The organism is Pseudomonas sp. Pseusp10 (assembly GCF_059492225.1).
On record NZ_CP168528.1, the window covers coordinates 377422 to 403719 of the forward strand.

The 26298-nt window shown below is 60.4% G+C and carries 27 protein-coding genes and 1 other RNA gene; 12 read left to right on the forward strand and 16 right to left on the reverse strand.

Features of this window, described 5'->3' with window-relative positions; translation table 11 throughout:
- Window positions 1-221 precede the first annotated feature (221 nt).
- From ACEN8Z_RS01675 to ACEN8Z_RS01690, 4 genes are all read right to left on the reverse strand, one after another.
- A complete protein-coding gene (locus tag ACEN8Z_RS01675) occupies window positions 222-1439 on the reverse strand; it encodes a 2-octaprenyl-3-methyl-6-methoxy-1,4-benzoquinol hydroxylase (RefSeq protein ID WP_495598076.1) in 1218 nt (405 codons plus the stop codon).
- Window positions 1440-1595: 156 nt separating this feature from the next.
- The gene (gene ubiH, locus ACEN8Z_RS01680; RefSeq protein ID WP_495596600.1) at window positions 1596-2783 is read right to left on the reverse strand and encodes a 2-octaprenyl-6-methoxyphenyl hydroxylase; all 1188 of its coding nucleotides are present in this window, start codon (window positions 2781-2783) and stop codon (window positions 1596-1598) included.
- Complete coding sequence (gene pepP / locus ACEN8Z_RS01685) at window positions 2780-4114, reverse strand: Xaa-Pro aminopeptidase (protein WP_008004724.1); 1335 nt, start codon at window positions 4112-4114, stop codon at window positions 2780-2782. Before pepP ends, ubiH begins: the two co-directional genes overlap by 4 nt.
- A gap of 28 nt (window positions 4115-4142) precedes the next feature.
- A complete protein-coding gene (locus ACEN8Z_RS01690) occupies window positions 4143-4700 on the reverse strand; it encodes a YecA/YgfB family protein (protein ID WP_495596601.1) in 558 nt (185 codons plus the stop codon).
- A gap of 193 nt (window positions 4701-4893) precedes the next feature.
- Between ACEN8Z_RS01690 and ACEN8Z_RS01695 the strand changes: the two genes are divergently transcribed.
- The 4 genes from ACEN8Z_RS01695 (at window position 4894) to ACEN8Z_RS01710 (ending at window position 6318) form a co-directional block, all read left to right on the forward strand.
- The gene (locus ACEN8Z_RS01695; protein ID WP_007982902.1) at window positions 4894-5103 is read left to right on the forward strand and encodes a TIGR02449 family protein; all 210 of its coding nucleotides are present in this window, start codon (window positions 4894-4896) and stop codon (window positions 5101-5103) included.
- Complete coding sequence (locus ACEN8Z_RS01700) at window positions 5100-5417, forward strand: cell division protein ZapA (protein WP_007982900.1); 318 nt, start codon at window positions 5100-5102, stop codon at window positions 5415-5417. Before ACEN8Z_RS01695 ends, ACEN8Z_RS01700 begins: the two co-directional genes overlap by 4 nt.
- Before the next feature lie 30 nt (window positions 5418-5447).
- A non-coding RNA gene (gene ssrS, locus ACEN8Z_RS01705) (6S RNA) lies at window positions 5448-5626 on the forward strand.
- Window positions 5627-5712: 86 nt separating this feature from the next.
- Entirely contained in the window at window positions 5713-6318 is a 606-nt protein-coding gene (locus ACEN8Z_RS01710; RefSeq protein ID WP_008004722.1) for a 5-formyltetrahydrofolate cyclo-ligase, read from the forward strand.
- A 35-nt stretch (window positions 6319-6353) separates the two neighbouring features.
- Here ACEN8Z_RS01710 and ACEN8Z_RS01715 read toward each other — a convergent pair whose 3' ends face one another.
- Window positions 6354-6509: a hypothetical protein gene (locus ACEN8Z_RS01715; RefSeq protein ID WP_007982896.1), complete on the reverse strand. Its 156-nt coding sequence runs from the start codon at window positions 6507-6509 to the stop codon at window positions 6354-6356.
- 195 nt (window positions 6510-6704) lie between these two features.
- Between ACEN8Z_RS01715 and ACEN8Z_RS01720 the strand changes: the two genes are divergently transcribed.
- A complete protein-coding gene (locus tag ACEN8Z_RS01720) occupies window positions 6705-7157 on the forward strand; it encodes an EVE domain-containing protein (RefSeq protein WP_495596602.1) in 453 nt (150 codons plus the stop codon).
- A 124-nt stretch (window positions 7158-7281) separates the two neighbouring features.
- Here the strand turns inward: ACEN8Z_RS01720 and ACEN8Z_RS01725 are convergent, their stop codons facing one another.
- Window positions 7282-7689, reverse strand: a complete 408-nt coding sequence (locus tag ACEN8Z_RS01725) for a flagellar basal body-associated protein FliL (RefSeq protein ID WP_108229723.1) — start codon at window positions 7687-7689, stop codon at window positions 7282-7284.
- 150 nt (window positions 7690-7839) lie between these two features.
- Here ACEN8Z_RS01725 and ACEN8Z_RS01730 point away from each other — a divergent pair, with 150 nt between their 5' ends.
- Window positions 7840-8817 carry an NADPH:quinone oxidoreductase family protein gene (locus tag ACEN8Z_RS01730; protein ID WP_008004719.1) on the forward strand — a complete coding sequence of 326 codons (978 nt, stop codon included), beginning with the start codon at window positions 7840-7842 and terminating at the stop codon, window positions 8815-8817.
- Between the two features lie 61 nt (window positions 8818-8878).
- On the opposite strand, the gene ACEN8Z_RS01735 is transcribed toward ACEN8Z_RS01730, so the two are convergent.
- The 7 genes from ACEN8Z_RS01735 to ACEN8Z_RS01765 form a co-directional block, all read right to left on the reverse strand.
- Window positions 8879-9487, reverse strand: coding sequence for an energy transducer TonB (locus ACEN8Z_RS01735; protein ID WP_495596603.1), 609 nt, complete (start codon window positions 9485-9487; stop codon window positions 8879-8881).
- A 241-nt stretch (window positions 9488-9728) separates the two neighbouring features.
- Window positions 9729-10394, reverse strand: a complete 666-nt coding sequence (locus tag ACEN8Z_RS01740; protein ID WP_495596604.1) for a gamma-glutamylcyclotransferase — start codon at window positions 10392-10394, stop codon at window positions 9729-9731.
- A gap of 314 nt (window positions 10395-10708) precedes the next feature.
- The gene (locus ACEN8Z_RS01745; protein WP_495596605.1) at window positions 10709-11677 is read right to left on the reverse strand and encodes a CDP-6-deoxy-delta-3,4-glucoseen reductase; all 969 of its coding nucleotides are present in this window, start codon (window positions 11675-11677) and stop codon (window positions 10709-10711) included.
- A complete protein-coding gene (ubiD, locus tag ACEN8Z_RS01750; RefSeq protein WP_310055840.1) occupies window positions 11677-13143 on the reverse strand; it encodes a 4-hydroxy-3-polyprenylbenzoate decarboxylase in 1467 nt (488 codons plus the stop codon). The genes ACEN8Z_RS01745 and ubiD overlap by 1 nt, the downstream gene beginning before the upstream one ends.
- Before the next feature lie 140 nt (window positions 13144-13283).
- Window positions 13284-14543 carry a transcription termination factor Rho gene (gene rho, locus ACEN8Z_RS01755; protein ID WP_003206716.1) on the reverse strand — a complete coding sequence of 420 codons (1260 nt, stop codon included), beginning with the start codon at window positions 14541-14543 and terminating at the stop codon, window positions 13284-13286.
- A gap of 248 nt (window positions 14544-14791) precedes the next feature.
- On the reverse strand, window positions 14792-15121 hold the full coding sequence (trxA, locus tag ACEN8Z_RS01760) for a thioredoxin TrxA (protein ID WP_003206727.1): 330 nt from the start codon (window positions 15119-15121) through the stop codon (window positions 14792-14794).
- 120 nt (window positions 15122-15241) lie between these two features.
- A complete protein-coding gene (locus tag ACEN8Z_RS01765) occupies window positions 15242-15949 on the reverse strand; it encodes a FadR/GntR family transcriptional regulator (RefSeq protein WP_033052444.1) in 708 nt (235 codons plus the stop codon).
- Between the two features lie 256 nt (window positions 15950-16205).
- Here ACEN8Z_RS01765 and ACEN8Z_RS01770 point away from each other — a divergent pair, with 256 nt between their 5' ends.
- From ACEN8Z_RS01770 to ppx, 5 genes are all read left to right on the forward strand, one after another.
- Window positions 16206-16991, forward strand: a complete 786-nt coding sequence (locus ACEN8Z_RS01770) for a transporter substrate-binding domain-containing protein (protein ID WP_495596606.1) — start codon at window positions 16206-16208, stop codon at window positions 16989-16991.
- A gap of 22 nt (window positions 16992-17013) precedes the next feature.
- Complete coding sequence (locus ACEN8Z_RS01775; RefSeq protein ID WP_495596607.1) at window positions 17014-17682, forward strand: amino acid ABC transporter permease; 669 nt, start codon at window positions 17014-17016, stop codon at window positions 17680-17682.
- Window positions 17679-18329, forward strand: a complete 651-nt coding sequence (locus tag ACEN8Z_RS01780) for an amino acid ABC transporter permease (protein ID WP_495596608.1) — start codon at window positions 17679-17681, stop codon at window positions 18327-18329. The genes ACEN8Z_RS01775 and ACEN8Z_RS01780 overlap by 4 nt, the downstream gene beginning before the upstream one ends.
- Window positions 18316-19053 carry an amino acid ABC transporter ATP-binding protein gene (locus ACEN8Z_RS01785; RefSeq protein ID WP_495596609.1) on the forward strand — a complete coding sequence of 246 codons (738 nt, stop codon included), beginning with the start codon at window positions 18316-18318 and terminating at the stop codon, window positions 19051-19053. Before ACEN8Z_RS01780 ends, ACEN8Z_RS01785 begins: the two co-directional genes overlap by 14 nt.
- Before the next feature lie 243 nt (window positions 19054-19296).
- Window positions 19297-20799, forward strand: coding sequence for an exopolyphosphatase (gene ppx, locus ACEN8Z_RS01790; RefSeq protein WP_495596610.1), 1503 nt, complete (start codon window positions 19297-19299; stop codon window positions 20797-20799).
- Between the two features lie 166 nt (window positions 20800-20965).
- Here ppx and ppk1 read toward each other — a convergent pair whose 3' ends face one another.
- Both ppk1 and hemB read right to left on the reverse strand, forming a co-directional pair.
- Complete coding sequence (ppk1, locus tag ACEN8Z_RS01795) at window positions 20966-23188, reverse strand: polyphosphate kinase 1 (protein WP_007998951.1); 2223 nt, start codon at window positions 23186-23188, stop codon at window positions 20966-20968.
- A gap of 18 nt (window positions 23189-23206) precedes the next feature.
- Complete coding sequence (gene hemB / locus ACEN8Z_RS01800) at window positions 23207-24220, reverse strand: porphobilinogen synthase (protein WP_008015467.1); 1014 nt, start codon at window positions 24218-24220, stop codon at window positions 23207-23209.
- Between the two features lie 208 nt (window positions 24221-24428).
- Here hemB and ACEN8Z_RS01805 point away from each other — a divergent pair, with 208 nt between their 5' ends.
- Window positions 24429-25061, forward strand: a complete 633-nt coding sequence (locus tag ACEN8Z_RS01805; protein WP_007998955.1) for a DedA family protein — start codon at window positions 24429-24431, stop codon at window positions 25059-25061.
- Here ACEN8Z_RS01805 and ACEN8Z_RS01810 read toward each other — a convergent pair.
- Window positions 25042-26277, reverse strand: a complete 1236-nt coding sequence (locus ACEN8Z_RS01810; RefSeq protein WP_495596611.1) for a sterol desaturase family protein — start codon at window positions 26275-26277, stop codon at window positions 25042-25044. The two genes, ACEN8Z_RS01805 and ACEN8Z_RS01810, sit on opposite strands and share 20 nt — an antisense overlap.
- Window positions 26278-26298: the final 21 nt, after the last annotated feature.

Sequence of the window (26298 nt, forward strand, 5' to 3'; positions counted from 1 at the left end):
AGGGCAAATGATAAGGACTCACATTTGGCATCTCAATCGAAGCTGGCTGTGGAGGAGTTACCGGATGTTGCACAAGCAGAAATTGGGGTGAATGTACCGCCGCCATCGCGAGCAGGCTCGCTCCCACAAGGATTTGTGGTGAACACAAAACTCCTGAACTCTGGAGATCCCCTGTGGGAGCGAGCCTGCTCGCGATGAGGCCGGCAGCCTCAACGAAAATCTCAAGGCTTGGCGAGTGCCGGCAAATCCCCTGTCAGCCCCAGCGCTTCACGCACGAACAAGGCCTTGGCTTCCGGCATCTTCTCAACCATTTTCAACCCGGTATTACGCAACCAGCGCACCGGCAACGGGTCCGCCTGGAACAACCGCTCAAAGCCTTCCATCGCCGCCATCAGCGCCAGGTTGTGAGGCATGCGCCGACGCTCGTAACGGCTGAGGACTTTCACATCCGCCAGGCGTTCGCCACGGGTTGCCGCTTGCAGCAATACTTCGGCCAGCACGGCGGCATCGAGGAATCCGAGATTCACCCCCTGCCCGGCCAACGGGTGAATGGTGTGGGCGGCGTCGCCGATCAATGCCAGGCCTTCAGCCACATAACGCTTGGCATGCCGCTGGCGCAGGGGCACACACAGGCGCGGGTCGCAGCTGAGCACTTCACCGAGTCGCCCCTCGAAGGCGCGCTCCAGTTCCTTGCAGAAACCCTGGTCATCCATCGCCATCAGTCGTTCGGCTTCGCCGGGCGTGGTCGACCAGACGATCGAACACCAATCCTGTTGGCCGTCGCGCTCCAGCGGCAGAAACGCCAACGGACCGTTGTCGGTGAAGCGCTGCCAGGCCGTCATTTGATGCGGCTTGGCGCAACGCACGCTGGTGACGATGGCATGGTGCAGATAATCCCATTCGCGGGTCGCGACCCCGGCCAGGCGCCGCACGGCCGAGTTGGCGCCATCCGCTGCGATCACCAGCGGTGCACGCAAGGTTCGGCCATCGGCCAGGGTCAGCAGCCAGTCATCGCCGGAGTGGCGCATCTGTTCAAGCCGCGCATTGGCCAGCATTCCCAGGTCGCAGTCGTGCAGGCGGTCAAGCAAGGCATCCTGGACCACACGGTTTTCGACGATATGCCCCAGCACCTCGGCATGCACGCTGGTCGCCGAGAAGTGGATTTGCCCGGTGCCGCTGCCATCCCAGACCTGCATGTCGGTGTAGGGGCTGCTGCGCCGCCCGGCGATGCCGTCCCAGACGCCAAGGCGTTCGAGAATCCGCTGGCTGGCGGCCGACAAGGCACTCACCCGCGGTTCAAACGCGGCCTGAGCGTTGAAGGGTTTGACGCTCATGGGGCTGCCGTCCAGCAGCAGGACTTCCAGTCCGCTGTTCTGCAACGCCAGCGCCAGGGCGCTGCCGACCATTCCGGCCCCGACAATCAGCAGATCTGCACGCATTTCCATGCTTTAAGCCTGTCTCTCTTGCGGCCTGAGCCGCACGTAAAGGGTTTTCCCGACCCGCGCCAAGGTGGCCGGCGCCGTCATGAATGTCGACCTGCAATTACGGCAGGTATTTTTATCAATCGCGCCTTGCCGAACCGGCAGATCAACCAGTTACACATCTGGACGGGTACCCAGCCCCATCGCCTGCCGGGCAAACCAGCGTTTGGCCGGTGGCAACAGATCGAGGCCAAGCAAGCCGATGTTGCGCCCCAGGGACACCAGCGGTTGGGTACTGCCGAACAGGCGCGTGACCTGATCGGAGAAGCCCACAGTGAGGTTCTGATCGAGACGCTGGTGTTCGCGATAGGCTTGCAACGTGGCGAAGTCGCCCAAGGGCTTTTCGCTGGCGAGCAAGGCATCGGCCAGGGCCTGGGCATCGCGCAGAGACAGGTTGAACCCCTGGCCCGCAATTGGATGCAGGCTGTGTGCAGCGTTGCCGAGGACCGCCAGATGCGGACGTACCTGTTCTTCGGCCTCGACCAGCGTCAGCGGATACAGATGCCGCGCACCCACCTGTTTCAATGAGCCAAGGCGATAACCGAACACACCCTGCAACTCGCTGAGGAAGCTGCGCTCATCGAGGGCCGCCAGGCGTTGCGCGTCCATGCCCTGGCGGGTCCAGACCAGTGCGCAACGGTTCTCCGGCAGCGGCAGCAACGCCATCGGGCCTTCGTCGGTGAAACGTTCGAAGGCCATGCCGTTGTGAGATTCACTTGGGGTGATGTTGGCGATCAGCGCGCTCTGGTTGTACGGACGCTTGCGGATGCCGATCCCCAGTTGCTCGCGCAGGCCGGAACGACCGCCATCGGCGAGTACCGCGAGGTCGCATTCCAGAGTGGTTTCGTCATTGAGGGTCAGGCGATAGCCGTCGGTCAGCGGCTCCATGCGGGTGACTTCCGCCGGGCAGCGCCAACTGATCACATCCTTGTCCAGGCCTTGCCACAGGCATTGGCCGAGCCAGGCGTTTTCAACGACATAACCCAGCGCTGGAACACCCTCTTCCATCGCCGACAATCGGGCGGTGGAGAAGCGCCCACGGTCGGAAACATGAATCTGCTTGATCGGCTCGGCGCGGCGGGAGACTTCCTGCCAGATGCCCAACCGTTGATAAATCTGCCGCGAGCCAAAGGACAACGCCGAAGAACGGGCATCGTAACTCGGTTGCCAGGTGTCGCCAGGGGCGAACGGCTCGATCAACACGATCTTCCAGCCTCTTGCCTTGGCCCCGGCCTGCAAGGCCAGCGCCAGGCTCGCACCGACCAGCCCGCCCCCGATGATTGCCAGATTGACTCGAGTCATGCCGCTTGTGTCCGTGCTTGCGCCATCAAGGCCTCGATCTCGGCGACGGTTTTCGGCACGCCGCCCGTCAATATTTCACAGCCGGTTTTGGTAACCACAACATCGTCCTCGATGCGCACGCCAATGCCGCGCCATTTCTTCGCCACGTTGAGGTTGTCCGGGGCGATATAGATCCCCGGCTCCACGGTCAGCGCCATGCCGACCTCCAGCACGCGCCACTCGCCGCCGACCTTGTATTCGCCGACGTCATGCACATCCATGCCCAGCCAGTGACCGGCACGGTGCATGTAAAACGCCTTGTAGGCTTCACTGGCGATCAGTTCGTCTACGTCACCCTGGAGCAGCCCCAGCTTGACCAGCCCGGCGGTAATGACCCTGACCGTCGCCTCGTGCGCCTGATTCCAGTGTTTGTTCGGCCCGATCTCGGCGAACGCCGCTTCCTGGGAAGCCAGCACCAATTCGTAAATCGCTTTCTGTTCGGCGGAATACTTGCCGCTGACCGGAAAGGTCCGGGTGATGTCGCTGGCGTAGCAGTCGATCTCGCAACCGGCGTCGATCAGCACCAGATCACCGTCCTTGAGCACCGCATCATTCTGCTGGTAGTGCAGGATGCAGCTGTTGCGCCCCGCCGCGACGATCGACCCGTAGGCCGGCATTTTCGCCCCGCCCTTGCGAAATTCGTAATCGAGCTCGGCTTCCAGGCTGAATTCATGCAACCCGGCGCGACAGGCCTGCATCGCCCGCACGTGCGCCTGGGCGGAAATCCGCGCCGCCTCGCGCATCACTTTCACTTCTGCCGCCGATTTATACAGGCGCATGTCGTGCAGCAGATGATCCAGGGCAACGAATTCGTTCGGCGGCTGGGCACCCAGGTTGGCCTTGGAGCGGATCATGTTGATCCATTCCATCAGGTGGCGGTCAAATTCGGGGTTGCTGCCCATGGCCGAATACACCCGGTCACGGCCTTCGATCAGGCCCGGCAGGATGTCGTCGATATCGGTGATCGGAAAGGCATCGTCGGCACCGAAGTCGCGGATCGCGCCTTCCTGCCCAGCACGCAGGCCATCCCACAGCTCGCGCTCGGCGTTGCGCTCGCGGCAGAACAGAATGTATTCACCGTGCACGCGGCCCGGCATCAACACCAGTACGGCCTGGGGCTCGGGAAAACCGCTGAGGTACTGGAAGTCGCTGTCCTGACGGTAAACGTGCTCGACGTCGCGGTTGCGGATGGCCACCGCGGCGGCGGGCAGGATGGCGATGCTGTTGGGTTCCATCTGCGCCATCAGGGCCTTGCGGCGACGGCTGTATTCCGATTTCGGGATGTGGATCATGGGCAGATGGCGTTCCCTGGCAAACGATTTAGTGCAGCGACGGTTTGGCGGCGGCCGGTACGTCTTTTTTGGTCTCGGAGAACAGCAGCAGCGGTGCGACGCGCAGGTACTCCATGACTTCCATATAGTCGGTTTCGCCGTCTTCGGACTCTTCCAGCGCGTCTTGCACCTGGGAAATGGCCGCCAGGTCCTGCAGCACTTCGGTGGCCTCGGTGCTCAGGGTACTGCTATCGCGGCAATTCAGGCCGAAACCGCTAAGGAAGCCCTGGCACCACTGGCCCAGCGCAACCGCACGCTCGGTGAGCGGAGCATCGTCGGTCGGCAGCAGCAGAACGACAGTCACGTCATCGCCGGTGAGCTCGCCCTTGACCATCTCTTGCAGGCCGATCAGGGCGCTGCGAACATTGTCCTGTGGCTCGCTTTCGAGCAGTTCGGCGGCGTCGACCAGCCAGCCTTCGGCATCGAAGCCGGCGCCGGCGCAGCTGCGGCCGAGCAGCAGGCCGTGCAGCTCGGCAGGCGAGACGTTGTAGCCGCTGGAAGTCAGCAGGGTGGCGAAGGCTTGGTACGGGGAATTCTGAATGGTCATGGGCAGCTAGGCGCCAGACGGCGCTATGTCTAGAATGAAGGCCTTGTATCCTACATCGACTACCCCTGTAGGAGCGAGCTTGCTCGCGATGGTCGCCAACGATCACGCTGGGAACCTGACAACCCGCGGCGTTCTCAGGTTCCTCGCGAGCAAGCTCGCTCCTACAGTCCGCCCCCATCAGACAGTGAACACAATGGAAGACACCGATCTGCAAGCGCTGATGGCCAGACTCGAACTGCTGATTACCCGAGTCGAGCAACTTAAGAGTCAAAACGGACTCTTACTAGCTCAGGAAAAGACCTGGCGCGAGGAACGCGCGCACCTCATTGAAAAAAACGAAATCGCCCGACGTAAGGTCGAATCGATGATTTCGCGCCTCAAGGCCCTGGAGCAAGACTCATGAGTTCAAGCAATAGCGTCACCGTGCAGATCCTCGACAAAGAGTATTCGATCATCTGCCCTCAGGAAGAGCGCAGCAACCTGGTCAGCGCCGCCCGTTATCTGGACGGCAAGATGCGCGAGATCCGCAGCAGCGGCAAAGTCATCGGCGCCGACCGTATCGCCGTGATGGCCGCGCTGAACATCACTCACGACCTGCTGCACAAGGAAGAACGCCCGGATATCCAGGCCAGCGGATCGACCCGCGAACAAGTGCGTGACCTGCTCGATCGCGTCGATCTGGCGCTCGCCACCGATCCGGACGTCACCAAAGGCTGATTCGCGCCGCCGCTTGCGGTATAATCCCCTCACTCCCTGGGGTGCTTGCCAGTTGGCGATGTCCCTGAGCCGATTTGCTATACCCTGGAGGTTGCACGTTGGGCTGGTGTGCATGTCCGCTAGACGGAAAGCCTTAAAGCCTACTGCATCTTCCACCTTGAACTTTCGGGTTCAAGGGCTAAGTCGACAGCGGCACATTCGGGGAGCCTGATTCCAGTCCAATGCCGGTTTTGATACCGGCATTGGCGTTTTTACGGGTACGCTTCACGTATCCGCATTGCTGAAGCCCGAATACATGACCGAACCTGCGCTGCTCCCCCGCCCGCAACTTCGACGCATGCTGCGCAAGGCCCGCCGCGCACTGACACCCAGTCAGCAGCGCCAGGCCGCTCGCGGGCTGTACAGGCAATTGGCCCAGCAACCGCTGTTCCGCCGCGCCAGACACATCTCGCTCTACTTGCCGACCGACGGTGAAATCGATCCGCGCCTGTTGTTGCGTGCCGCGCAACGCCGGGGCAAGGCCACCTATCTACCGGTGCTGAGTGCCTGGCCGCGAACCAAAATGGTGTTCCAGCGCATCCGCCCCGGGGAAAAACTCAAACCCAACCGCTTCCGCATTCTCGAACCACGGGCCAACCTCGCCCGGCAACGCAAGATCTGGGCGCTGGACCTGGTGTTATTGCCCTTGGTGGGTTTTGACGATGTCGGCGGACGCCTGGGGATGGGCGGTGGCTTCTACGATCGGAGCCTGGCCTACCTGGCGCGACGAAACGACTGGCGCAAGCCGACGCTGTTGGGGCTGGCCCATGAATGTCAGAAAGTGGAGCGATTGGCTCAGGCGAGCTGGGATGTGCCGCTGCAAGGAACTGTGACGGACAAGGCCTGGTATTACGCAGGCTAGGCGCCACTTCGATCAGCAGCGCCGAGACAACAGGATCAGCGCTTGAAGGCGGTCGACTGTTGCTGCAATTGAGCGAGTTCGACCGGCGCATCGGTCTTGTTGGCCCACAGGCTTTGGGCATAGCCAGTGGTCACGACGCCAAGGCCAAACAAAATGACCAGAATCCATAGTAAATCCGGTTTGCGTTTCATCGATTGCCCCCCAAAGGCACATCAACACGATGACAGCAGCGGTTTCCGTTTGTAGGCCGTGCAGCAGCGTCAAGCTTTAAAGGCCGGCATTTTGCGACAACGTGAACCGCTGCGCAAATGCTGACGTCAACCGACTGTCGGTTTGTCATAAAATCGCCGACAAGCTGCTCAATCACCACGCAAGGAGCAAAAGACATGGCCTATTGGCTGATGAAATCCGAGCCCGACGAGCTCTCGATCAAGGGGCTGGAGAAGCTCGGCAAAGCGCGCTGGGACGGGGTTCGCAACTATCAGGCACGCAATTTCCTGCGGGCCATGGCAGTGGGGGATGAGTTCTTTTTCTATCATTCCAGCTGCCCTGAGCCAGGCATCGCCGGAATCGGCAAGATTATCGAAGCCGCGTATCCGGACCCGACGGCACTGGAGCCGAAAAGCCATTATTTCGACCCAAAGGCCACCCCGGACAAAAACGCCTGGAGTGCGATCGATGTCGCGCATGTCGAGACGTTTGCCCGGGTGCTGAAGCTGGATTACCTGAAACAGCAGACTGCACTGGCCGAGATGCCACTGGTGCAGAAAGGCTCGCGGCTTTCAGTGATGCCGGTGACGCCGGAGCAGTGGGCGGCGGTGATTGCACTCAAGTCCTAAGATTTTCGACGTCAACCAAAACGCATCGCGAGCAGGCTCGCTCCTACAGTGGATCTGCATACACTGAAGACCCCCTGTAGGAGCGAGCCTGCTCGCGATGAGGCCGGCAAGAGCAGCGAAAACCTTACTGAATGATCAAATTGTTGAACAACAAATCCTCAACCACCGGCTTGCCGGTTTCATCGTTCATCACCTGCTGGGTCTGCTTCAACGCTTCCTGACGCAGCTTTTCCTTGGCCTCGACGTTGTTCATCGTCTCGGTAGTCTGCTGGGCGAACAGCGCGACCAGTTGATTGCGAATCAACGGCTCATTGGCTTTCACCGCCTTGGCAGCCTCGTCACCGGTCACCCGCAACGCCACATCGGCCTTGTAGACTTTGAGTTTCGGCGTGCCGTCCAGCCCGTAGTTACCCACGAACGGCGGGCTCAGGGTGATGTAGCTGATCTTCGGAGCTGCATTTTCTTTGGCTTCTTCGGCCACCGCTGCCACAGGCAGAGACAGGGCCAGCAACAACATGATCCACGCTTTCACAATTCGCTCCTTATCCGGTTTGCGGCCTAGCATAACGACCCGCCACACAAGCACAAGCTTATGGCTGACTATCAGGGCCGGGCATGCTCGTTGACCCATCGACCCATACACCTACACTTATCGGCCATCACTCCCAAAGGAATAGTCCTGATGAAAGCCGTGCTGTGCAAAGCCTTCGGCCCTGCCGAATCGCTGGTGCTGGAAGACGTCGCCAGTCCTGTCGCGAAGAAGAATGAAATCCTGCTGGAGGTGTACGCCGCCGGGGTCAACTTCCCCGACACGCTGATCATCGAGGGCAAATACCAATTCAAGCCGCCCTTCCCGTTTTCTCCGGGTGGCGAAGCGGCCGGCGTGGTCAGCGCAGTGGGTGAAAAAGTCAGCCACTTGAAAGTCGGTGACCGGGTCATGGCCCTGACCGGTTGGGGCAGCTTTGCCGAGCAGGTCGCCGTGCCGGGCTACAACGTGTTGCCGATCCCGCCGTCCATGGACTTCAACACCGCCGCTGCCTTCAGCATGACCTACGGCACCTCGATGCACGCCCTCAAGCAGCGCGGCAACCTGCAACCAGGTGAAACCCTGCTGGTCCTCGGTGCCTCTGGAGGCGTCGGCCTGGCCGCGGTGGAAATCGGCAAGGCCATGGGCGCCCGGGTCATCGCCGCGGCCAGCAGCGCGGAAAAACTCGCCGTGGCCAAGGCCGCCGGCGCCGATGAACTGATCAACTACAGCGAAACCAGCCTCAAGGACGAAATCAAACGCCTGACCGACGGCCAGGGCGCCGACGTGATCTACGACCCGGTGGGCGGCGACCTGTTCGACCAGGCCATCCGCGCCATTGCCTGGAATGGCCGCCTGCTAGTAGTCGGCTTTGCCAGCGGTCGCATTCCCGAACTGCCGGTGAACCTCGCACTGCTTAAGGGCGCCGCAGTACTCGGCGTGTTCTGGGGCTCATTTGCCCAACGCCAGCCCCAGGACAACGCCGCGAACTTCCAGCAATTGTTTGGCTGGTTCGCTGAAGGCAAGCTGAAGCCGCTGGTGTCGCAGGTGTATCCATTGAGCAATGCAGCGCAAGCAATCAATGATCTTGGTCAGCGCAAGGCCGTCGGGAAGGTTGTTGTGCAGGTTCGCTGAGCCGAGGCAGCGATCTGAACGTCGAAAAAGTCGTTCGGATCGCTTTTCATTGGCACACCGATTAAAGCAACTGGCGGAGATCTTCCGGCAAATAGCTCACATATTTACCAGCCGGGTTATCCAGGCATTGCCGCGCAATGCTTGGAACCAGGTGATTGAGTTTGGCGATCAACGCCAGGCGCTTTTCCGTCGACATTTGACGCTGGAAGAATGCACCCGACAGGTAAGCCCGGGTGTAAAGAAACACTGCGGAGTCGATCCAACTGGACTCCGGTGTAAGGACGAGCGCCTCATTGACCACGCGACATTCCAGCTCTTTCAGCCACAGATTTACATCAACCGGGGCATCAAACCGAAAAAACATCGGCGCAACAACATCCTGTTCAGCCGGCTTCCCCTTCTCGACTTTCCATGGCTTGAATCGCCATTGCTCTATGGCAATTCTGGTTGCCTGCGACAAATCCGGGTGATCGCTTGCAAGAATATTCACATGGCCAACCGAACCGTCTGCGCGAACCGTGAACTTGACCCGCACATCACCGAAAATTCCGGCACGCTGAAGCCCAATAGGGTATATCGGCTTGGGGTTGTACTCCGGTATCAGAAAAAACTCCCCAGCCCTGATATCCAACGACAGCACCAGCAAAAGCCAACCCACTAACCAGCGCATTCCTCTCTCCCTTTACGACCGCAACGCCAGACCTGGCAACAGCACAAAGGTTAAGGCCCGGGGGACTTCCGACAGAACGTCATGACTTCCGGTTTAGCCGAAGGACATTTCCCAAAGCCCCGCGCTATTTCCGGCAGTGCAAGCACTTCAAATCAGAAATGGGTAACGCGTCCTACAGCCCACCTGAATTCAAACTGACAGACATTTCAGCGTGGGCGAACAATAGGAGCAGGCCACACCGTCAGGGCGCGGCATTCGCCTGGGCAGACTTTGATTTACAGCGCTTGAGCCACGCCTCCAGATTGCGGTCTGGCATGGCGTGGCTGCGCAGGGCATGCGCGGTCTGCTCGACATAATCGCGGGTGGTGCCGTAGCGCCCGCAGGCGTTTTCGAACACGTGACTCAGCACATGGTCCGGCAAGTTACCGGCATAGCTGGGCAGATGTCGCTCCAGCACAAAGCCCAAGGCCTGAACCTGGCTGCCATCTTCGAGACGGCAGTTGAGCCAGTGCGGGCGGTAGGAAGGGAATGGCATCTCGCGCTGCCAAAGTGCGTACAGCGAGGCTTCGAGTTGCTCTTCGGGCAAGCGATAGGCGAAACCGCTGCAAGAGCCACCGCGATCCAGGCCAAACACCAGGCCGGGCATTTCCGGGGTGCCGCGATGTTCGTGGGACCACAGGTACAACCCGCGATGGTAGCCATGCACCCGGCCCCGAACCCGTTCAACCGCCGTGCATTCAGGCCGCCAGATCAGCGACCCATAGGCAAACAACCACACCGGCCCGCCCTTGTGGCGTGCCATGGTCGACTGCATCGAGCAGAGCAATTGTTCGTGGGTGAGCTGCGGCCCCAGATCGAGCCGCGGAGGGTAAGCCAGGTTCAAAAAAGCAGATTCGATGGCGCTCATGGCGAATAGCGTTCAGCTCCCCGCGAGTAAACAGTTACTAAATAGAACGCACCGCCAAAACAATAAGGCACATATGTTTTCAAGTAATTTAAGTGCCTTGGCGCAGTTCTTAATTAATCACTTGAACGAGATATAACCTACCGACATTTATACATTTTTATAAATACCGATGGGCTATATAGCAGTTTATAAACCTATAACCCTGTAGGAGCGAGCTTGCTCGCGATGGACTCAAGAACGCTGCGGGCAGCCTGTCTTCCCGCGTAATCGTTGACCTCCATCGCGAGCAAGCTCGCTCCTACAGGGGGGCAGCATCAGGGTCTAGGTGCGTAGGCAAACACATCGGCGCGCATCTGGTGCGCGTCCATCCCCGCTTCCACCAGCGCATCCAGCGTGCCGTAGACCATGGCCGGAGAGCCACTGGCGTACACGTGCAGCGGCTTGAGATCAGGGAAGTCTTCACAGACCGCTTCATGCAACATGCCGCAACGCCCCTTCCAGCCACATTGATCGCTGACGACCTTGTGCAGGAACAGGTTGGGCAATTTCAGCCATTCGTCCCAATGCTCGACCTGGTAAAAATCTTCAGGACGACGCACGCCCCAATACAAATGCACCGGATGCTTGAAACCCGAGGCCCGGCAATGTTCGATCAGGCCGTGGATCTGGCCCATGCCGGTGCCGGCGGCGATCAGCACGAGAGGACCGTCCGGCAACTCCTCCAGGTGGGTATCGCCAAATGGTAACTCGACCCGCACCATGCTGTTGCGCTGGAGCTGTTCGATCAGGCTCAGCGCACTGGATTCGCGCGCCAGTACGTGGATTTCCAGGTCGCGCCCCGCATGCGGCGCCGAGGCCAGGGAGAAGGCGGACTTTTCTCCATTCTCCCGCTCGATCATCAGGTACTGACCGGCGTGGTAGCGCGGCGGCTTGCCGGCCGGAGCCCGCAGACGCACGCGCCAGGTGTCGCCGCCCACGTCCTTGCACTCAATGACCTGACACGACACGCTGCGCACCGGCAGTTCTCCCAAGGCGAGCACGCCATCCCACAGCACGATGCAGTCTTCCAGCGGCTCCGCTATGCAAGTGTAGAACTCGCCATGATCACGCACATTGCCGGCCTGCTCGACCCGCCCTTCCACCAGCAGCGCCGCGCACACGTGGCAATTGCCGTTGCGGCAACTTTGCGGGCATTCGTAGCCCAGTCGTCGCGCGCCATCGAGAATCCGCTCGCCGGGCAATATCTCAAGCACTGCTCCGGAGGGCTGCAAGGTTACACGCATCAATCTATTCCTAATTGATTCCAGATGGCATCGATCCGCTGGGTCACGGCATCGTCCTTGACGATGACCCGGCCCCACTCGCGGGTGGTTTCGCCCGGCCATTTATGCGTGGCATCGAGGCCCATTTTCGACCCCAGGCCGGACACCGGCGAGGCGAAGTCCAGGTAATCGATCGGCGTGTTGTCGATCATCACCGTGTCGCGCTTGGGGTCCATGCGCGTGGTGATGGCCCAGATCACGTCGTTCCAGTCCCGGGCGTTGATATCGTCGTCGGTGACGATAACGAACTTGGTGTACATGAACTGTCGCAAAAACGACCAGACACCCAGCATTACCCGCTTGGCGTGGCCCGGATACGACTTCTTCATGGTCACGATGGCCATGCGATACGAGCAACCTTCGGGCGGCAGGTAGAAATCGGTGATCTCCGGGAACTGCTTCTGCAGGATCGGCACGAACACTTCGTTCAACGCCACGCCGAGGATCGCCGGCTCATCTGGCGGACGGCCGGTGTAGGTGCTGTGGTAGATCGGTTTGATCCGATGGGTTATGCGCTCGACGGTAAATACCGGGAAGCTGTCGACTTCGTTGTAGTAACCGGTGTGGTCGCCGTACGGGCCTTCATCGGCCATCTCGCCCGGATGAATCACGCCTTCGAGGATGATTTCGGCGGTGGCCGGCACTTGCAGGTCGTTGCCGCGGCACTTCACCAGCTCAGTGCGGTTACCGCGCAACAGGCCGGCGAAGGCGTATTCGGAAAGGCTGTCGGGCACCGGGGTCACGGCGCCGAGGATGGTCGCCGGGTCGGCGCCCAACGCGACCGATACCGGGAACGGTTGGCCGGGATGTTTTTCGCACCACTCGCGAAAATCCAGCGCACCGCCACGGTGGCTCAGCCAGCGCATGATGACCTTGTTGCGGCCGATCACTTGCTGACGATAGATGCCGAGGTTCTGGCGATCCTTGTTCGGGCCTTTGGTGACGGTCAGGCCCCAGGTGATCAGCGGACCGACGTCGCCAGGCCAGCAGGTCTGCACCGGCAGCATGGCCAGGTCGACGTCGTCGCCTTCGATGACCACTTCCTGGCAGATCGCGTCTTTGACGACCTTGGGAGCCATCGAGATGATCTTGCGGAAGATCGGCAGCTTGGACCAGGCGTCTTTCAGCCCCTTTGGCGGCTCGGGTTCCTTGAGGAACGCCAGCAACTTGCCGATTTCACGCAGCTCGCTGACCGCTTCCGCGCCCATGCCCAACGCCACGCGCTCGGGGGTGCCGAACAGGTTGCCGAGCACAGGGATGTCAAAACCGGTGGGCTTTTCGAAAAGCAGGGCCGGGCCTTTGGCGCGCAAGGTGCGATCGCAAACCTCGGTCATTTCCAGCACTGGGGACACCGGAACCTGGATGCGCTTGAGTTCACCGCGCTGTTCCAGGCCGCTGATAAAGTCGCGCAAGTCGCGATACTGCATGCGTGAGCCTCGTTTTGGCCGTGGCGTTCGGGGCAGGCAGTTTAGCGCCGAACCCTTCGGTTCAGAACCACGAACTGCCACCTGATCAAAAATCGAATAGCAAAAAGCCGGGTTTCCCCGGCTTTTTGTGCCTGCTCGACTTACTTGCGCTTCATCGACAGGAAGAACTCATCGTTGGTCTTGGTCGTTTTCAGCTTATCGACCAGGAACTCGATGGCAGCCACTTCGTCCATCGGGTGCAGCAGCTTGCGCAGAATCCACATGCGCTGCAGCTCGTCGTCGGCGGTCAGCAACTCTTCGCGGCGGGTGCCGGAACGGTTGATGTTGATGGCCGGGAAGACGCGCTTTTCAGCAATACGGCGATCCAGCGGCAGTTCCATGTTGCCGGTGCCTTTGAATTCCTCGTAGATCACTTCGTCCATCTTCGAGCCGGTTTCAACCAGCGCGGTGGCGATGATGGTCAGCGAGCCGCCTTCTTCGATGTTCCGCGCGGCGCCGAAGAAACGCTTCGGTTTCTCCAGGGCGTGGGCATCGACACCACCGGTCAATACCTTGCCGGAGCTCGGGATCACGGTGTTGTAGGCTCGGGCCAGACGGGTGATGGAGTCGAGCAGGATCACCACGTCCTTCTTGTGTTCGACCAGGCGCTTGGCCTTCTCGATCACCATTTCGGCAACCTGCACGTGGCGGGTTGGCGGTTCGTCGAACGTCGAGGCAACCACTTCGCCGCGCACGGTGCGCTGCATTTCGGTTACTTCTTCCGGACGTTCGTCGATCAGCAGCACGATCAGATGAACTTCAGGGTTGTTACGCGCGATGTTCGCGGCAATGTTCTGCAGCATGATCGTCTTGCCCGCTTTCGGCGGTGCAACGATCAGACCGCGCTGGCCTTTGCCGATCGGGGCGCACAGGTCGATGACGCGACCAGTCAGGTCTTCGGTGGAACCGTTGCCGGCTTCCATCTTCATGCGCACGGTCGGGAATAGCGGGGTCAGGTTCTCGAAGAGAATCTTGTTTTTCGCGTTTTCCGGACGGTCGAAGTTGATCGTGTCGACCTTGAGCAGTGCGAAATATCGCTCGCCTTCCTTTGGAGGGCGGATCTTGCCAACGATGGTGTCACCGGTGCGCAAGTTGAAACGACGGATCTGGCTCGGCGAGACGTAGATATCGTCCGGGCCGGCGAGATAGGAAGCGTCAGCGGAGCGCAGGAAGCCGAAGCCGTCCTGGAGAATCTCCAGCACGCCATCACCGGAGATTTCCTCACCGCTTTTCGCGTGCTTCTTGAGCAGGGAGAAAATCACGTCCTGCTTGCGCGAACGGGCCATATTTTCTATGCCCATCTGTTCGGCCAATTCGAGCAGTTCGGTAATCGGCTTTTGCTTGAGTTCAGTCAGATTCATATAGGAATGACGTAATCATTTATGGAGGGGGGAAATTAAGCTTTTGGCTTAATGAGGCCGCGCCGCTGAGAAGGCGACAGGATCGCGTACTTATTCGAAAAGGAGTGCGTCGGCGACGGCTAGCAGGGGGCAATGGAGAAACCAGTGCGGGGCCGAATGTACCACCTGAGTATCAGGAGCGTCTAGCCCTGAATACGCAAAAAGCCCCGCTATTTGCGGGGCTTTTTCAAGACACTTTGCAGCGACGCTTAGATGTTGGCGTCGAGGAAAGCAGCCAGTTGCGACTTCGACAGCGCGCCGACCTTGGTCGCTTCAACGTTGCCGTTCTTGAACAGCATCAAAGTCGGGATACCGCGCACGCCGTGCTTGGCCGGGGTTTCCTGGTTTTCGTCGATGTTCAGCTTGGCAACGGTCAGCTTGCCTTTGTAAGTCTCGGCAATTTCGTCCAGAACCGGAGCGATCATTTTGCAAGGGCCGCACCATTCAGCCCAGTAGTCGACCAGTACAGCGCCTTCGGCCTTGAGTACGTCGGCCTCGAAGCTAGCGTCGCTAACGTGTTTGATAAGATCGCTGCTCATGGAATTCTCCAGGTTGTAAGCAAAAAAACGTGGCCCATCATAGCTGCCCTTCCCTCGTTCAGGAAGGTGCAGATGATTGAGTCTCGCTATGGTGATTCATGAGTTTGGGTATAGCTCACGTCATGAAGTGACGGGAACCACGAACGCGATTCCGGTGCGCAACGCCGCATTGCGTACGTGCTCTTGCATGGCCTTTTGCGCGGCGCCAGCTGCCCCTCGCGCCAGCGCCCGGAGGATTTTGCGGTGTTCCTGCCAGGTTTCCATGGCCCGTTCGGCCCGGATGAACGGTAACTTCTGGCTCTCAAGAAAGATATCGGCGCTGGCGGTGAGGATGCTCAACATCGCCTGATTGCCACTGGCGAGCAGGATGCGCCGATGAAACTCGAAATCCAGCCGCGACGCTGCGTCGAAATCGCCGGCACGCAAGTGCTCGCGCATGGCGGCGACGTTTTCCTCCAGTGCATCGAGGTCGGCGCTGCCCAGATTCACCGCCGCCGCCCCCGCCGCAAAACCTTCCAGCGCATAGCGCAACTGGAAGATGTCCAGCGGCGAAGCCTGCGCCGCGAACGGCCAGTTCAGCGGCGCATCGCCTCGCGGCAGTTCCACCGGCGCCTGCACGAACACCCCTTTGCCCGGCTGGATGCTGATGACGCCCAACGCACTCAGGGACGACAACGCCTCGCGCAAGGAAGCCCGACTGACCCCCAATTGCACTGCCAGGTCCCGTTGCGAGGGCAAGGCATCCCCCGGCCCGAAGCCCTGTTCGGTAATCAGTTTGCGGATGGCTTGCAGCGCCACTTCAGGTACCGCGCGGGAGATCGAGTTCATGGTTTTCCAGACGAACCAGGCCAATGTGCGCTCAGTTGTAAAGCTATTCGCGACGCCCGGCAAGTCGTGCCCCATGGGGGTTCGGTGATTTATCTGGCTGCGCTATCGGGGTGCGAAATGCAACCTGACTGTTCAGACCAGTAAGACCGTTCGACACCAGAAAAACCGCGCTCTGGCGCCCCCAAAACCCTAAGTTGGCATGGCCCATGCTCAGTCGATCCGCAGAAATCACTTCTTGCCGATTCGGAGATTTGCCATGACCCAGCGTTACCGCGCCCTCCTCGCTGCACTGTTTGCCAGCCTGATGCTGAGCCAGGCACCCGCCTACGCTGACGGCCTGGAGGATGTGGTCAAGCGCGGCGTCCTCAAGGTTGCCGTGCCCCAGGACTTCCCGCCCTTCGGCTCGGTCGGACCGGACATGAAACCCCGCGGCCTCGATATCGACACCGCGAAACTGCTGGCTGACCAGCTCAAGGTCAAACTCGAACTGACGCCGGTCAACAGCACCAACCGCATCCCGTTCCTCACCACCGGCAAGGTCGACCTGGTGATCTCCAGCCTCGGCAAGAACCCGGAGCGCGAAAAAGTCATCGACTTCTCCCGCGCCTACGCGCCGTTCTACCTCGCCGTGTTCGGTCCGCCAGACGCCGACATCAAAGGTCTGGACGATCTCAAGGGCAAAACCATCAGCGTCACCCGCGGCGCCATCGAAGACATCGAGCTGACCAAGGTCGCCCCCGAAGGCGTGACCATCAAGCGTTTCGAAGACAACAACTCGACCATCGCCGCGTACCTGGCCGGGCAAGTCGACCTGATCGCGAGCGGCAACGTGGTGATGGTCGCCATCAGCGAAAAGAACCCGAAACGCGTGCCGGCGCTGAAAGTGAAGCTCAAGGATTCGCCGGTCTACGTCGGCGTTAACAAGAACGAGCCGGCGCTGCTGGACAAGGTCAACCAGATCCTCGTGACCGCCAAGAGCGACGGTGCGCTGGAAAAGAACTCCCTGACCTGGCTGAAAGAACCGTTGCCGGCCGATCTCTGATTCGGCGCGCTGGAGACGTTTTATGGCTTATCAATTCGATTTCCTGCCAGTGGTGAACAACACCGATCTGTTGCTACGCGGTGCGCTGTTCACCCTTGAGTTGACAGCCATCGGCGCTGTGCTCGGCGTGGGGCTGGGCATCGTCGGGGCGCTGGTGCGGGCGTGGAACATCCGGCCTTTCGCGGGGATCTTCGCGGTCTACGTCGAGTTGATCCGCAACACGCCATTTCTGGTGCAGTTGTTTTTCATCTTCTTCGGTTTGCCGTCTCTGGGCGTGCAGATTTCCGAATGGCAGGCGGCGGTGCTGGCGATGGTCATCAACCTCGGCGCCTATTCCACCGAAATCATCCGCGCCGGCATCCAGGCGATCCCCCGTGGTCAGCTGGAAGCCTCGGCGGCACTGGCGATGACGCGCCTCGAAGCATTCCGCCATGTCGTGCTGCTGCCGGCACTGGGCAAAGTCTGGCCGGCCCTTAGCAGCCAGATCATCATCGTCATGCTCGGTTCGGCAGTCTGCTCGCAGATCGCCACCGAGGAGCTGAGCTTCGCCGCCAATTTCATTCAATCGCGTAACTTCCGCGCCTTTGAAACCTACGCCCTGACCACGCTGCTGTACCTGTGCATGGCACTGCTGATCCGTCAGTTTCTGAACTGGATCGGCCACCGCTTCATTGCAAGGAGCAGCCGATGAGCGACTTCACCTTCTGGGACATCGTGCGCAACCTGCTCACGGGCCTGCAATGGACGCTGGCGCTGTCGCTGGTGGCGTTCGTTGGCGGCGGACTGATTGGCTTGCTGATCATGGTCATGCGCATCTCGGATAAATCCCTGCCGCGCAGTTTCGCCCGCATCTACATCGAACTGTTTCAGGGCACTCCGCTATTGATGCAGCTGTTCCTGGTGTTTTTCGGCGTGGCATTGGCCGGGATAGAGATTTCACCGTGGATGGCGGCGGCGATTGCACTGACGTTGTTCACCAGTGCCTATCTGGCGGAGATCTGGCGCGGTTGCGTCGATTCGATTCCCAACGGCCAGTGGGAGGCCTCATCGAGCCTGGCGTTGAGCCCGCTGGAACAGTTGCGCCATGTGATCCTGCCACAGGCATTGCGCATCGCCGTGGCGCCGACTGTGGGCTTCTCGGTGCAAGTGGTCAAAGGCACCGCCGTCACCTCGATCATCGGCTTCACCGAGCTGACCAAGACCGGCGGCATGCTCGCCAACGCCACCTTCGAACCTTTCATGGTCTACGGCCTCGTCGCCCTCGGCTACTTCCTGCTCTGCTACCCCTTGTCGCTCAGTGCGCGATACCTGGAAAGGAGACTGCATGCCTCTGCTTAGAATTTCCGCCCTGCATAAATACTACGGCGATCACCATGTGCTCAAAGGCATCGATCTGAGCATCGAGGAAGGCCAGGTGGTGGCGATCATCGGTCGCAGCGGCTCGGGCAAGTCCACCCTGCTGCGCACCCTCAACGGCCTGGAGTCGATCAACGACGGCGTGATCGAAGTCGACGGCGAGTACCTCGACGCCGCCCGCGCCGATCTGCGCAGCCTGCGGCAGAAAGTCGGGATGGTGTTCCAGCAGTTCAATCTGTTCCCGCACCTGACCGTCGGCGAGAACGTCATGCTCGCGCCGCAAGTGGTGCAGAAAGTACCGAAAGCCAAGGCCACCGAACTGGCGCGGCAGATGCTGGAAAGGGTCGGACTGGGGGAGAAGTTCGATGCCTTCCCTGATCGGCTGTCCGGCGGGCAGCAACAGCGGGTAGCGATTGCCCGGGCACTGGCGATGTCGCCAAAGGTTTTGCTATGTGACGAAATCACCTCGGCGCTGGACCCGGAACTGGTCAACGAAGTGCTGAATGTGGTCCGGCAACTGGCCAGGGAAGGCATGACGCTGATCATGGTCACCCACGAAATGCGCTTCGCCCGGGAGGTTGGGGACAAACTGGTGTTCATGCACCAGGGCAAGGTGCATGAAACAGGCGATCCGAAGGTGTTGTTCGCCAATCCGCAGACGGCGGAGCTGGCGAATTTCATCGGCACGGTCGAAGCGGCGGTCTGAAGATCTGCGGTGCTATTGACGCCGTCTTCGCGGGCAAGCCCGCTCCCACAGGGTCCTCTGCTGGAATACGATTGCGTATTCGCTGCAAAAACCTGTGGGAGCGGGCTTGCCCGCGAAGAGGCCAGTGGCCGCACCCACTAGTGCCCCATGGTGAAAGATCGCAGCCTTCGGCTGCTCCTACGCGTTGGCGGCAGCCTTTGATCGTGGCACGATGTCGAGGTTATCGACCGAGATCCCCTGACCATGCCGCAATCCCAAGCCAAGAATCTGTCCCTGATCGCCGCAATCGACCTGGGCTCCAACAGCTTTCACATGGTCGTGGCCAAGGCCCAGAACGGCGAGATCCGTATTCTCGAGCGTCTCGGGGAGAAGGTTCAGCTGGCCGCGGGCATCGACGAAGAGCGCCACCTCAGCGAAGAATCCATGCAGCGCGGGCTCGATTGTCTCAAGCGCTTCGCCCAGCTGATCAGCGGTATGCCCACCGGCGCCGTGCGCATCGTCGGCACCAACGCCCTGCGCGAAGCCCGCAACCGTGCCGAATTTATTATCCGCGCCGAAGAAATCCTCGGCCATCCGGTTGAAGTCATCTCCGGTCGTGAAGAAGCACGTCTGATCTACCTCGGCGTGTCCCACACCCTCGCCGACACCCCGGGCAAACGCCTGGTGGCCGACATTGGCGGTGGCAGTACCGAATTTATCATCGGCCAGCGCTTCGAACCGTTGCTGCGCGAAAGCCTGCAAATGGGCTGCGTCAGCTACACCCAGCGTTATTTCAAGGACGGCAAGATCACCCCGGCCCGTTACGCCCAGGCGTACACCGCGGCGCGGCTGGAGATCATGAGCATCGAGCACGCCCTGCACCGCCTGACCTGGGATGAAGCCATCGGCTCCTCGGGCACCATCCGTGCCATCGGCCTGGCGCTGAAGGCCGGCGGTCAAGGCTCGGGCGAGGTCAATGCCGAGGGCCTGGCCTGGCTCAAGCGCAAACTGATCAAGATGGGCGACGTCGAGAAAATCGATTTCGAAGGCATCAAGCCGGATCGCCGGGCGATTTTCCCGGCCGGCCTGGCGATTCTCGAAGCGATCTTCGACTCCCTCGAACTGCAACGCATGGATCACTGCGAAGGCGCCCTGCGCGAAGGCGTGCTCTATGACTTGCTGGGTCGCCATCATCACGAAGACGTGCGTGAACGCACCCTCACTTCGCTGATGGGGCGCTACCACGTCGATCAGGAACAGGCGGCACGGGTCGAGCGCAAGGCGCTGCATGCGTTCGATCAGGTGGCCGAGGACTGGGATCTGGAAGACGGCGTCTGGCGCGAACTGCTCGGCTGGGCGGCCAAGGTCCATGAAGTGGGCCTGGATATCGCTCACTACCAGTACCACAAGCACGGTGCCTACCTGATCGAGCACTCGGACCTCGCCGGGTTCTCCCGCGAAGACCAGTTGATGCTCGCGCTTCTGGTACGCGGCCACCGACGCAACATTCCCAAGGACAAGTTCGCCGAGTTTGGCGAGGACGGCACCAAGCTGATTCGCCTGTGCGTGTTGCTGCGCTTCGCGATTCTGTTCCACCACATCCGCGGTACCCAGCAAATGCCACAGGTGGAACTGAACGCCTATGGCAATAGCCTGGAAGTGGTGTTCCCGGAAAACTGGCTGGACGAAAACCAGCTGACCCAGGCCGACTTTGAAATTGAAGCGCAATGGCTGACCCGGGTCGACATCGTGTTGACCGTGCGCTGAAATTGAAAAAGGCCTTCTTCGGAAGGCCTTTTTTTATCTGCGATACAGCAGTCGATGTTACACCCCTGTGGGAGCGAGCTTGCTCGCGATGACGGCGTGTCAGGCAACAAAGTGTCGATTGACGGTCCGCTATCGCGAGCAAGCTCGCTCCCACAGGTTGCTGGCGTTAACGAACCGCCAGGATCGGGCTGCCCAAACGTTCCAGCAATGTCGCCTGGGCGCTACGCGGGTTCTGGTTGCCGGTCGGCGTGTTACGGATGTAACGGCCGTCCGACTGCAGGCTCCAGCTGTGGGTGTTATCGGTCAGATACAGCTCCAGCTCTTTCTTGACCCGCATGATCAGCTTCTTGCCTTCCACCGGGAAGCAGGTCTCGACGCGCTTGTCGAGGTTGCGCTCCATCCAGTCGGCACTGGAGAGGAACATCTGCTCATCGCCACCGTTGAGGAAGTAGAACACCCGGGTGTGCTCCAGGAAGCGGCCGATGATCGAACGCACGTGGATGTTATGCGAGACTCCGGCAATGCCAGGCCGCAGGCAGCACATGCCACGCACCACCAGATCGATGCGCACACCCGACTGGCTGGCCTTGTACAGCGCGCGGATGATCTTCGGATCGGTCAGCGAGTTGAACTTGGCGATGATGTGCGCCGGTTTGCCGTCGAGGGCGAACTGTGTTTCGCGGGCAATCATGTCGAGCATGCCCTTTTTCAGGGTGAACGGCGCGTGCAGCAATTTCTTCATGCGCAACGTCTTACCCATGCCGATCAACTGGCTGAACAGTTTGCCGACGTCTTCGCACAGGGCGTCGTCGGAGGTCAGCAGGCTGTAGTCGGTGTACAGGCGGGCGTTGCCGGCGTGGTAGTTACCGGTGCCCAAGTGCGCGTAACGCACGATCTCGCCGGCCTCGCGGCGCAGGATCAGCATCATCTTGGCGTGGGTCTTGAAGCCGACCACACCGTAGATCACCACCGCACCGGCCGCTTGCAGCCGGCTGGCCAGTTGCAGGTTGGATTCTTCGTCGAACCGTGCACGCAGTTCGATCACCGCCGTGACTTCCTTGCCGTTACGCGCGGCATCCACCAGCGCATCGACGATTTCCGAGTTGGCGCCGGAACGGTACAGGGTCTGGCGCACCGCCAGCACGTGTGGGTCCTTGGCGGCCTGGCGCAGCAGGTCGACCACCGGGGTGAACGACTCGAACGGGTGCAGCAGCAGGATGTCCTGCTTGCTGATCACGCTGAAGATGTTCTCGCTGTTCTGCAGCAGTTTCGGGATCTGCGGGGTGAACGGCAGGTATTGCAGCTCGCGCTGGCTGTCCAGGCCGGTGATGCTGAACAGCCGCGTCAGGTTCACCGGACCGTTGACCTGATACAACTCGCTCTCGCTCAGGTTGAACTGCTTGAGCAGGTAGTCGGACAGGTGTTTCGGGCAGGTGTCGGCCACTTCCAGACGTACTGCGTCACCGTAACGACGGGAGAACAGCTCGCCGCGCAAGGCGCGGGCCAGGTCCTCTACATCTTCGGAGTCCAGCGCCAGGTCGGCGTTACGGGTCAGGCGGAACTGATAGCAACCCTTGACCTTCATCCCCTGGAACAGGTCATCGGCGTGGGCGTGGATCATCGACGACAGGAATACATAGTTGTCGCCAGCGCCACCGACTTCTTCCGGCACCTTGATGATGCGCGGTAACAGGCGTGGCGCCGGGATGATCGCCAGACCGGAGTCGCGACCGAAGGCATCGATGCCTTCGAGCTCGACGATGAAGTTCAGGCTCTTGTTCACCAGCAACGGGAACGGGTGCGTCGGGTCGAGGCCGATCGGGGTGATGATCGGCGCGATCTCGTCGCGGAAATAACGACGCACCCAGGTTTTGAGCTTGGTCGTCCAGTAACGGCGACGGATGAAGCGGACCTGATGTTTTTCCAGCTCCGGCAACAGAATGTCGTTGAGGATCGCGTACTGGCGATCGACGTGACCGTGGACCAGTTCGCTGATGCGGGCCAGTGCCTGATGCGGTTGCAGACCATCGGCGCCGGCCTGTTCACGGGCGAAGGTGATCTGCTTCTTGAGGCCGGCAACACGAATCTCGAAGAACTCGTCCAGGTTGCTGGAGAAGATCAGCAGAAACTTCAGCCGCTCCAGCAACGGATAGGACTCGTCCAGCGCCTGCTCCAGCACGCGGATGTTGAACTGCAGTTGCGAGAGCTCGCGGTGGATGTACAGGCTGCTGTCATCCAGGCCGGGAATGGCCACCGCCGGCACTGTCGCAGTTGTTTCGACGACCGCCGCGGGCGGAGCTGGCTCCAGCTCCGGCGGGGTCTCGTCGACTTGCTCCACAACAGGTTGAGCGTCTTTTACGGCAACTTCAGTGAGTACTTCGGTATTCATCGAATGTTCCTGGGAGGGCTATTTTTGCTCTCGTAACAATTGAGCGGCACGAACGGCAAAGTACGTCAGGATGCCATCTGCCCCTGCACGTTTGAAAGCGGTCAGCGACTCGAGGATAACCCCTTCGCTCAACCAGCCATTCTGGATCGCCGCCATGTGCATGGCGTATTCGCCGCTGACTTGATAAACAAACGTCGGCACTTTGAATTCTTCTTTTACCCGGCACAGGATGTCCAGGTACGGCATGCCTGGCTTGACCATGACCATGTCTGCACCTTCTGACAAGTCTGCCGCCACTTCGTGCAGGGCTTCATTGCTGTTGGCCGGGTCCATCTGATAGGAGGCCTTGTTGGCCTTGCCCAGGTTCAGCGCCGAACCGACCGCATCGCGGAACGGGCCGTAATAGGCGCTGGCGTATTTCGCCGAGTAGGCCATGATCCGCACGTTGACGTGACCGGCCACTTCGAGGGCTTCGCGGATCGCCTGGATGCGACCGTCCATCATGTCCGATGGCGCCACGACCTGAGCACCGGCTTCGGCGTGGGACAGGGCTTGCCTGACCAGTGCATCGACAGTGATGTCGTTCTGCACGTAGCCTTCTTCATCCAGAATGCCGTCCTGGCCGTGGGTGGTGAACGGGTCCAGGGCGACGTCGGTGATCACGCCCAGCTCAGGGAATTGCGCACGCAATGCGCGGGTCGCGCGCTGGGCGATGCCTTCCGGGTTCCACGCTTCGGCGGCATCCAGCGACTTGAGCTCCGCTGGCGTCACCGGGAACAGCGCCAGCGCCGGAATCCCCAGCTCGACCCATTTGGCCGCCTCTTCCAGCAACAAGTCGATGGTCAGGCGTTCGACGCCCGGCATCGAAGCCACCGCTTCGCGACGGTTTTCACCGTCCAGCACGAACACCGGCAGGATCAGGTCATCGACGGTCAGGACGTTTTCACGGACCAGACGGCGCGAGAAGTCGTCACGACGGTTACGGCGCAGGCGGGTTGCGGGGAACAAACGGTTGGCGGGGGTAAAGCTCACGGCAGACTCCTGAGCCCGCGCTTACGGGCGAGCGTGACAGTTATAAGCGGCCATTATGACGAACGTGTGACAGTTGTGTGCACCCCTGTGACAGGTAGCCGCATTCCATTGTCGTTGTAGGAAATGTTCACGTCGAGACACATTTGGACACTTTCCTGAATGTGTCCGAAGGGTTAGGCTGCGCGTTCATTTCGCCAGCACCCAGACAATGCTCCAACAATTTCTGCATGACTTCGGCTACTTTGCCCTTTTTCTAGGCACGTTCTTCGAAGGCGAAACCATTCTGGTACTCGCGGGCTTCCTCGCGTTCCGTGGATACATGGACATCAACCTGGTGGTGGTCGTGGCCTTCTTCGGCAGCTATGCCGGCGACCAGCTGTGGTATTTCCTGGGGCGCAAACACGGCCGCAAGTTGCTGGCGCGCAAGCCGCGCTGGCAAATGATGGGTGATCGCGCGCTGGAACACATTCGCAAGCACCCGGACATCTGGGTACTGAGCTTCCGCTTCGTCTACGGTTTGCGTACGGTCATGCCGGTAGCCATCGGGCTGTCGGGCTATCCGCCGGGTCGTTACCTGCTGCTCAACGGCATTGGCGCGGCGATCTGGGCTGCCGCACTGGCAGCGGCCGCGTACCATTTCGGCGCAGTGCTCGAAGGCATGCTCGGTAGTGTGAAGAAGTACGAACTATGGGTGCTCGGTGCGCTGCTGGTCCTGGGCTTCGTACTGTGGCTGCGCCGGCGCTTCAAGAATGCCCGCCTGGCCAAGCAGGTCTACGCCGACGAACAAGCCCTGAAAGCTGTGCGGACCAATACCGAAGGCCCTACGACACCAACCGAGTGATGCGGTTTCTGCAGCAGTAGAGACCGATGCCGCTCAACAGGCTGTAACTGAGCAGGCCGACCCAGCCCACGGCGCTGGCCGGCCACAGCCCCACCACCGGGGCCAGCCATACCAATGGCAGATTCAACGCCAGCCGCGCCAGTTCCAGCTTCAACGTCCACGGGCGATTCTCCAGGGCCACGCCCAGCACAAACAGACCGAACGCCACCGCTCCCCAGCCCAACACCAGGGCAGCGACTGGCAGCATCGGTTCAAGATTCATCAAGTAACTGCCCAGCGCGATATAGACGCAGAACTGCAAAAGGACGTAGAGCTGCTGACGCCCGTCCAGTGCTACTTCGAATTTACGGAACTGGCTCAGGTCCGGCTTACTCATCGGGTATTTGGCCGCCACGTCCGCTGGACGCCAACCGGTGCGCATGAACCAGATCCGCAGCTTGTCCCAAGTGCTTTCGGCACGCCGGGCATCTGTCCACAACTGCGCGTAGAACTGCACGTTCGCCCACACGGGATTCCAGCTCGCCAGCGGCGTGGTCACGCCAAAGATCACTGGTTCGTTGTCGTCTTCTTCCTGGAACGAGCCAAACAGACGATCCCAAATAATGAACACGCCGCCGTAGTTGCGATCCATGTAGAGAGCGTTCTGTGCATGGTGAGCCCGATGATTGGACGGCGTGACAAAGAACCATTCGAACCAGCCAAGCTTGGGAATATGCCGCGTGTGCACCCAGAACTGGTACAGCAGGTTCAGCGCCGCAACGCTGACGAACACCAGCAGCGGCACGCCGAACACTGCCATCGGCAGATAGAAGATCCAGCTCAACAGGAATCCGGTACTGGTCTGGCGCAACGCCGTGGACAGGTTGTAGTCCTCGCTCTGGTGATGCACCGAATGGGCGGCCCAGAGAATGTTGCGTTCATGGCCCAAGCGGTGCAGCCAGTAGTAGCAGAAGTCGTAGAAGACAAAGGCAAACACCCAGGTCCAGACGCTGTCGGCCGACAGTTCGAACAGTGCCAGATGCTTGAGGGCAAACGCATAGGTCACCAGACCCACACCCTTGGTCAACAGACCCGTGGTGGTCGACAGCACGCCGGTGCTGATGCTGTTGATCGCGTCCGCCACCCTATAATTGCTCACCCCGCGCCAACGGTCGGCCAGCAACTCGACAGCGATCAGCACAAAGAAAAACGGCACCGCATACAGAATGAAGTCCATGACGCGCCCTGAACGGAATCT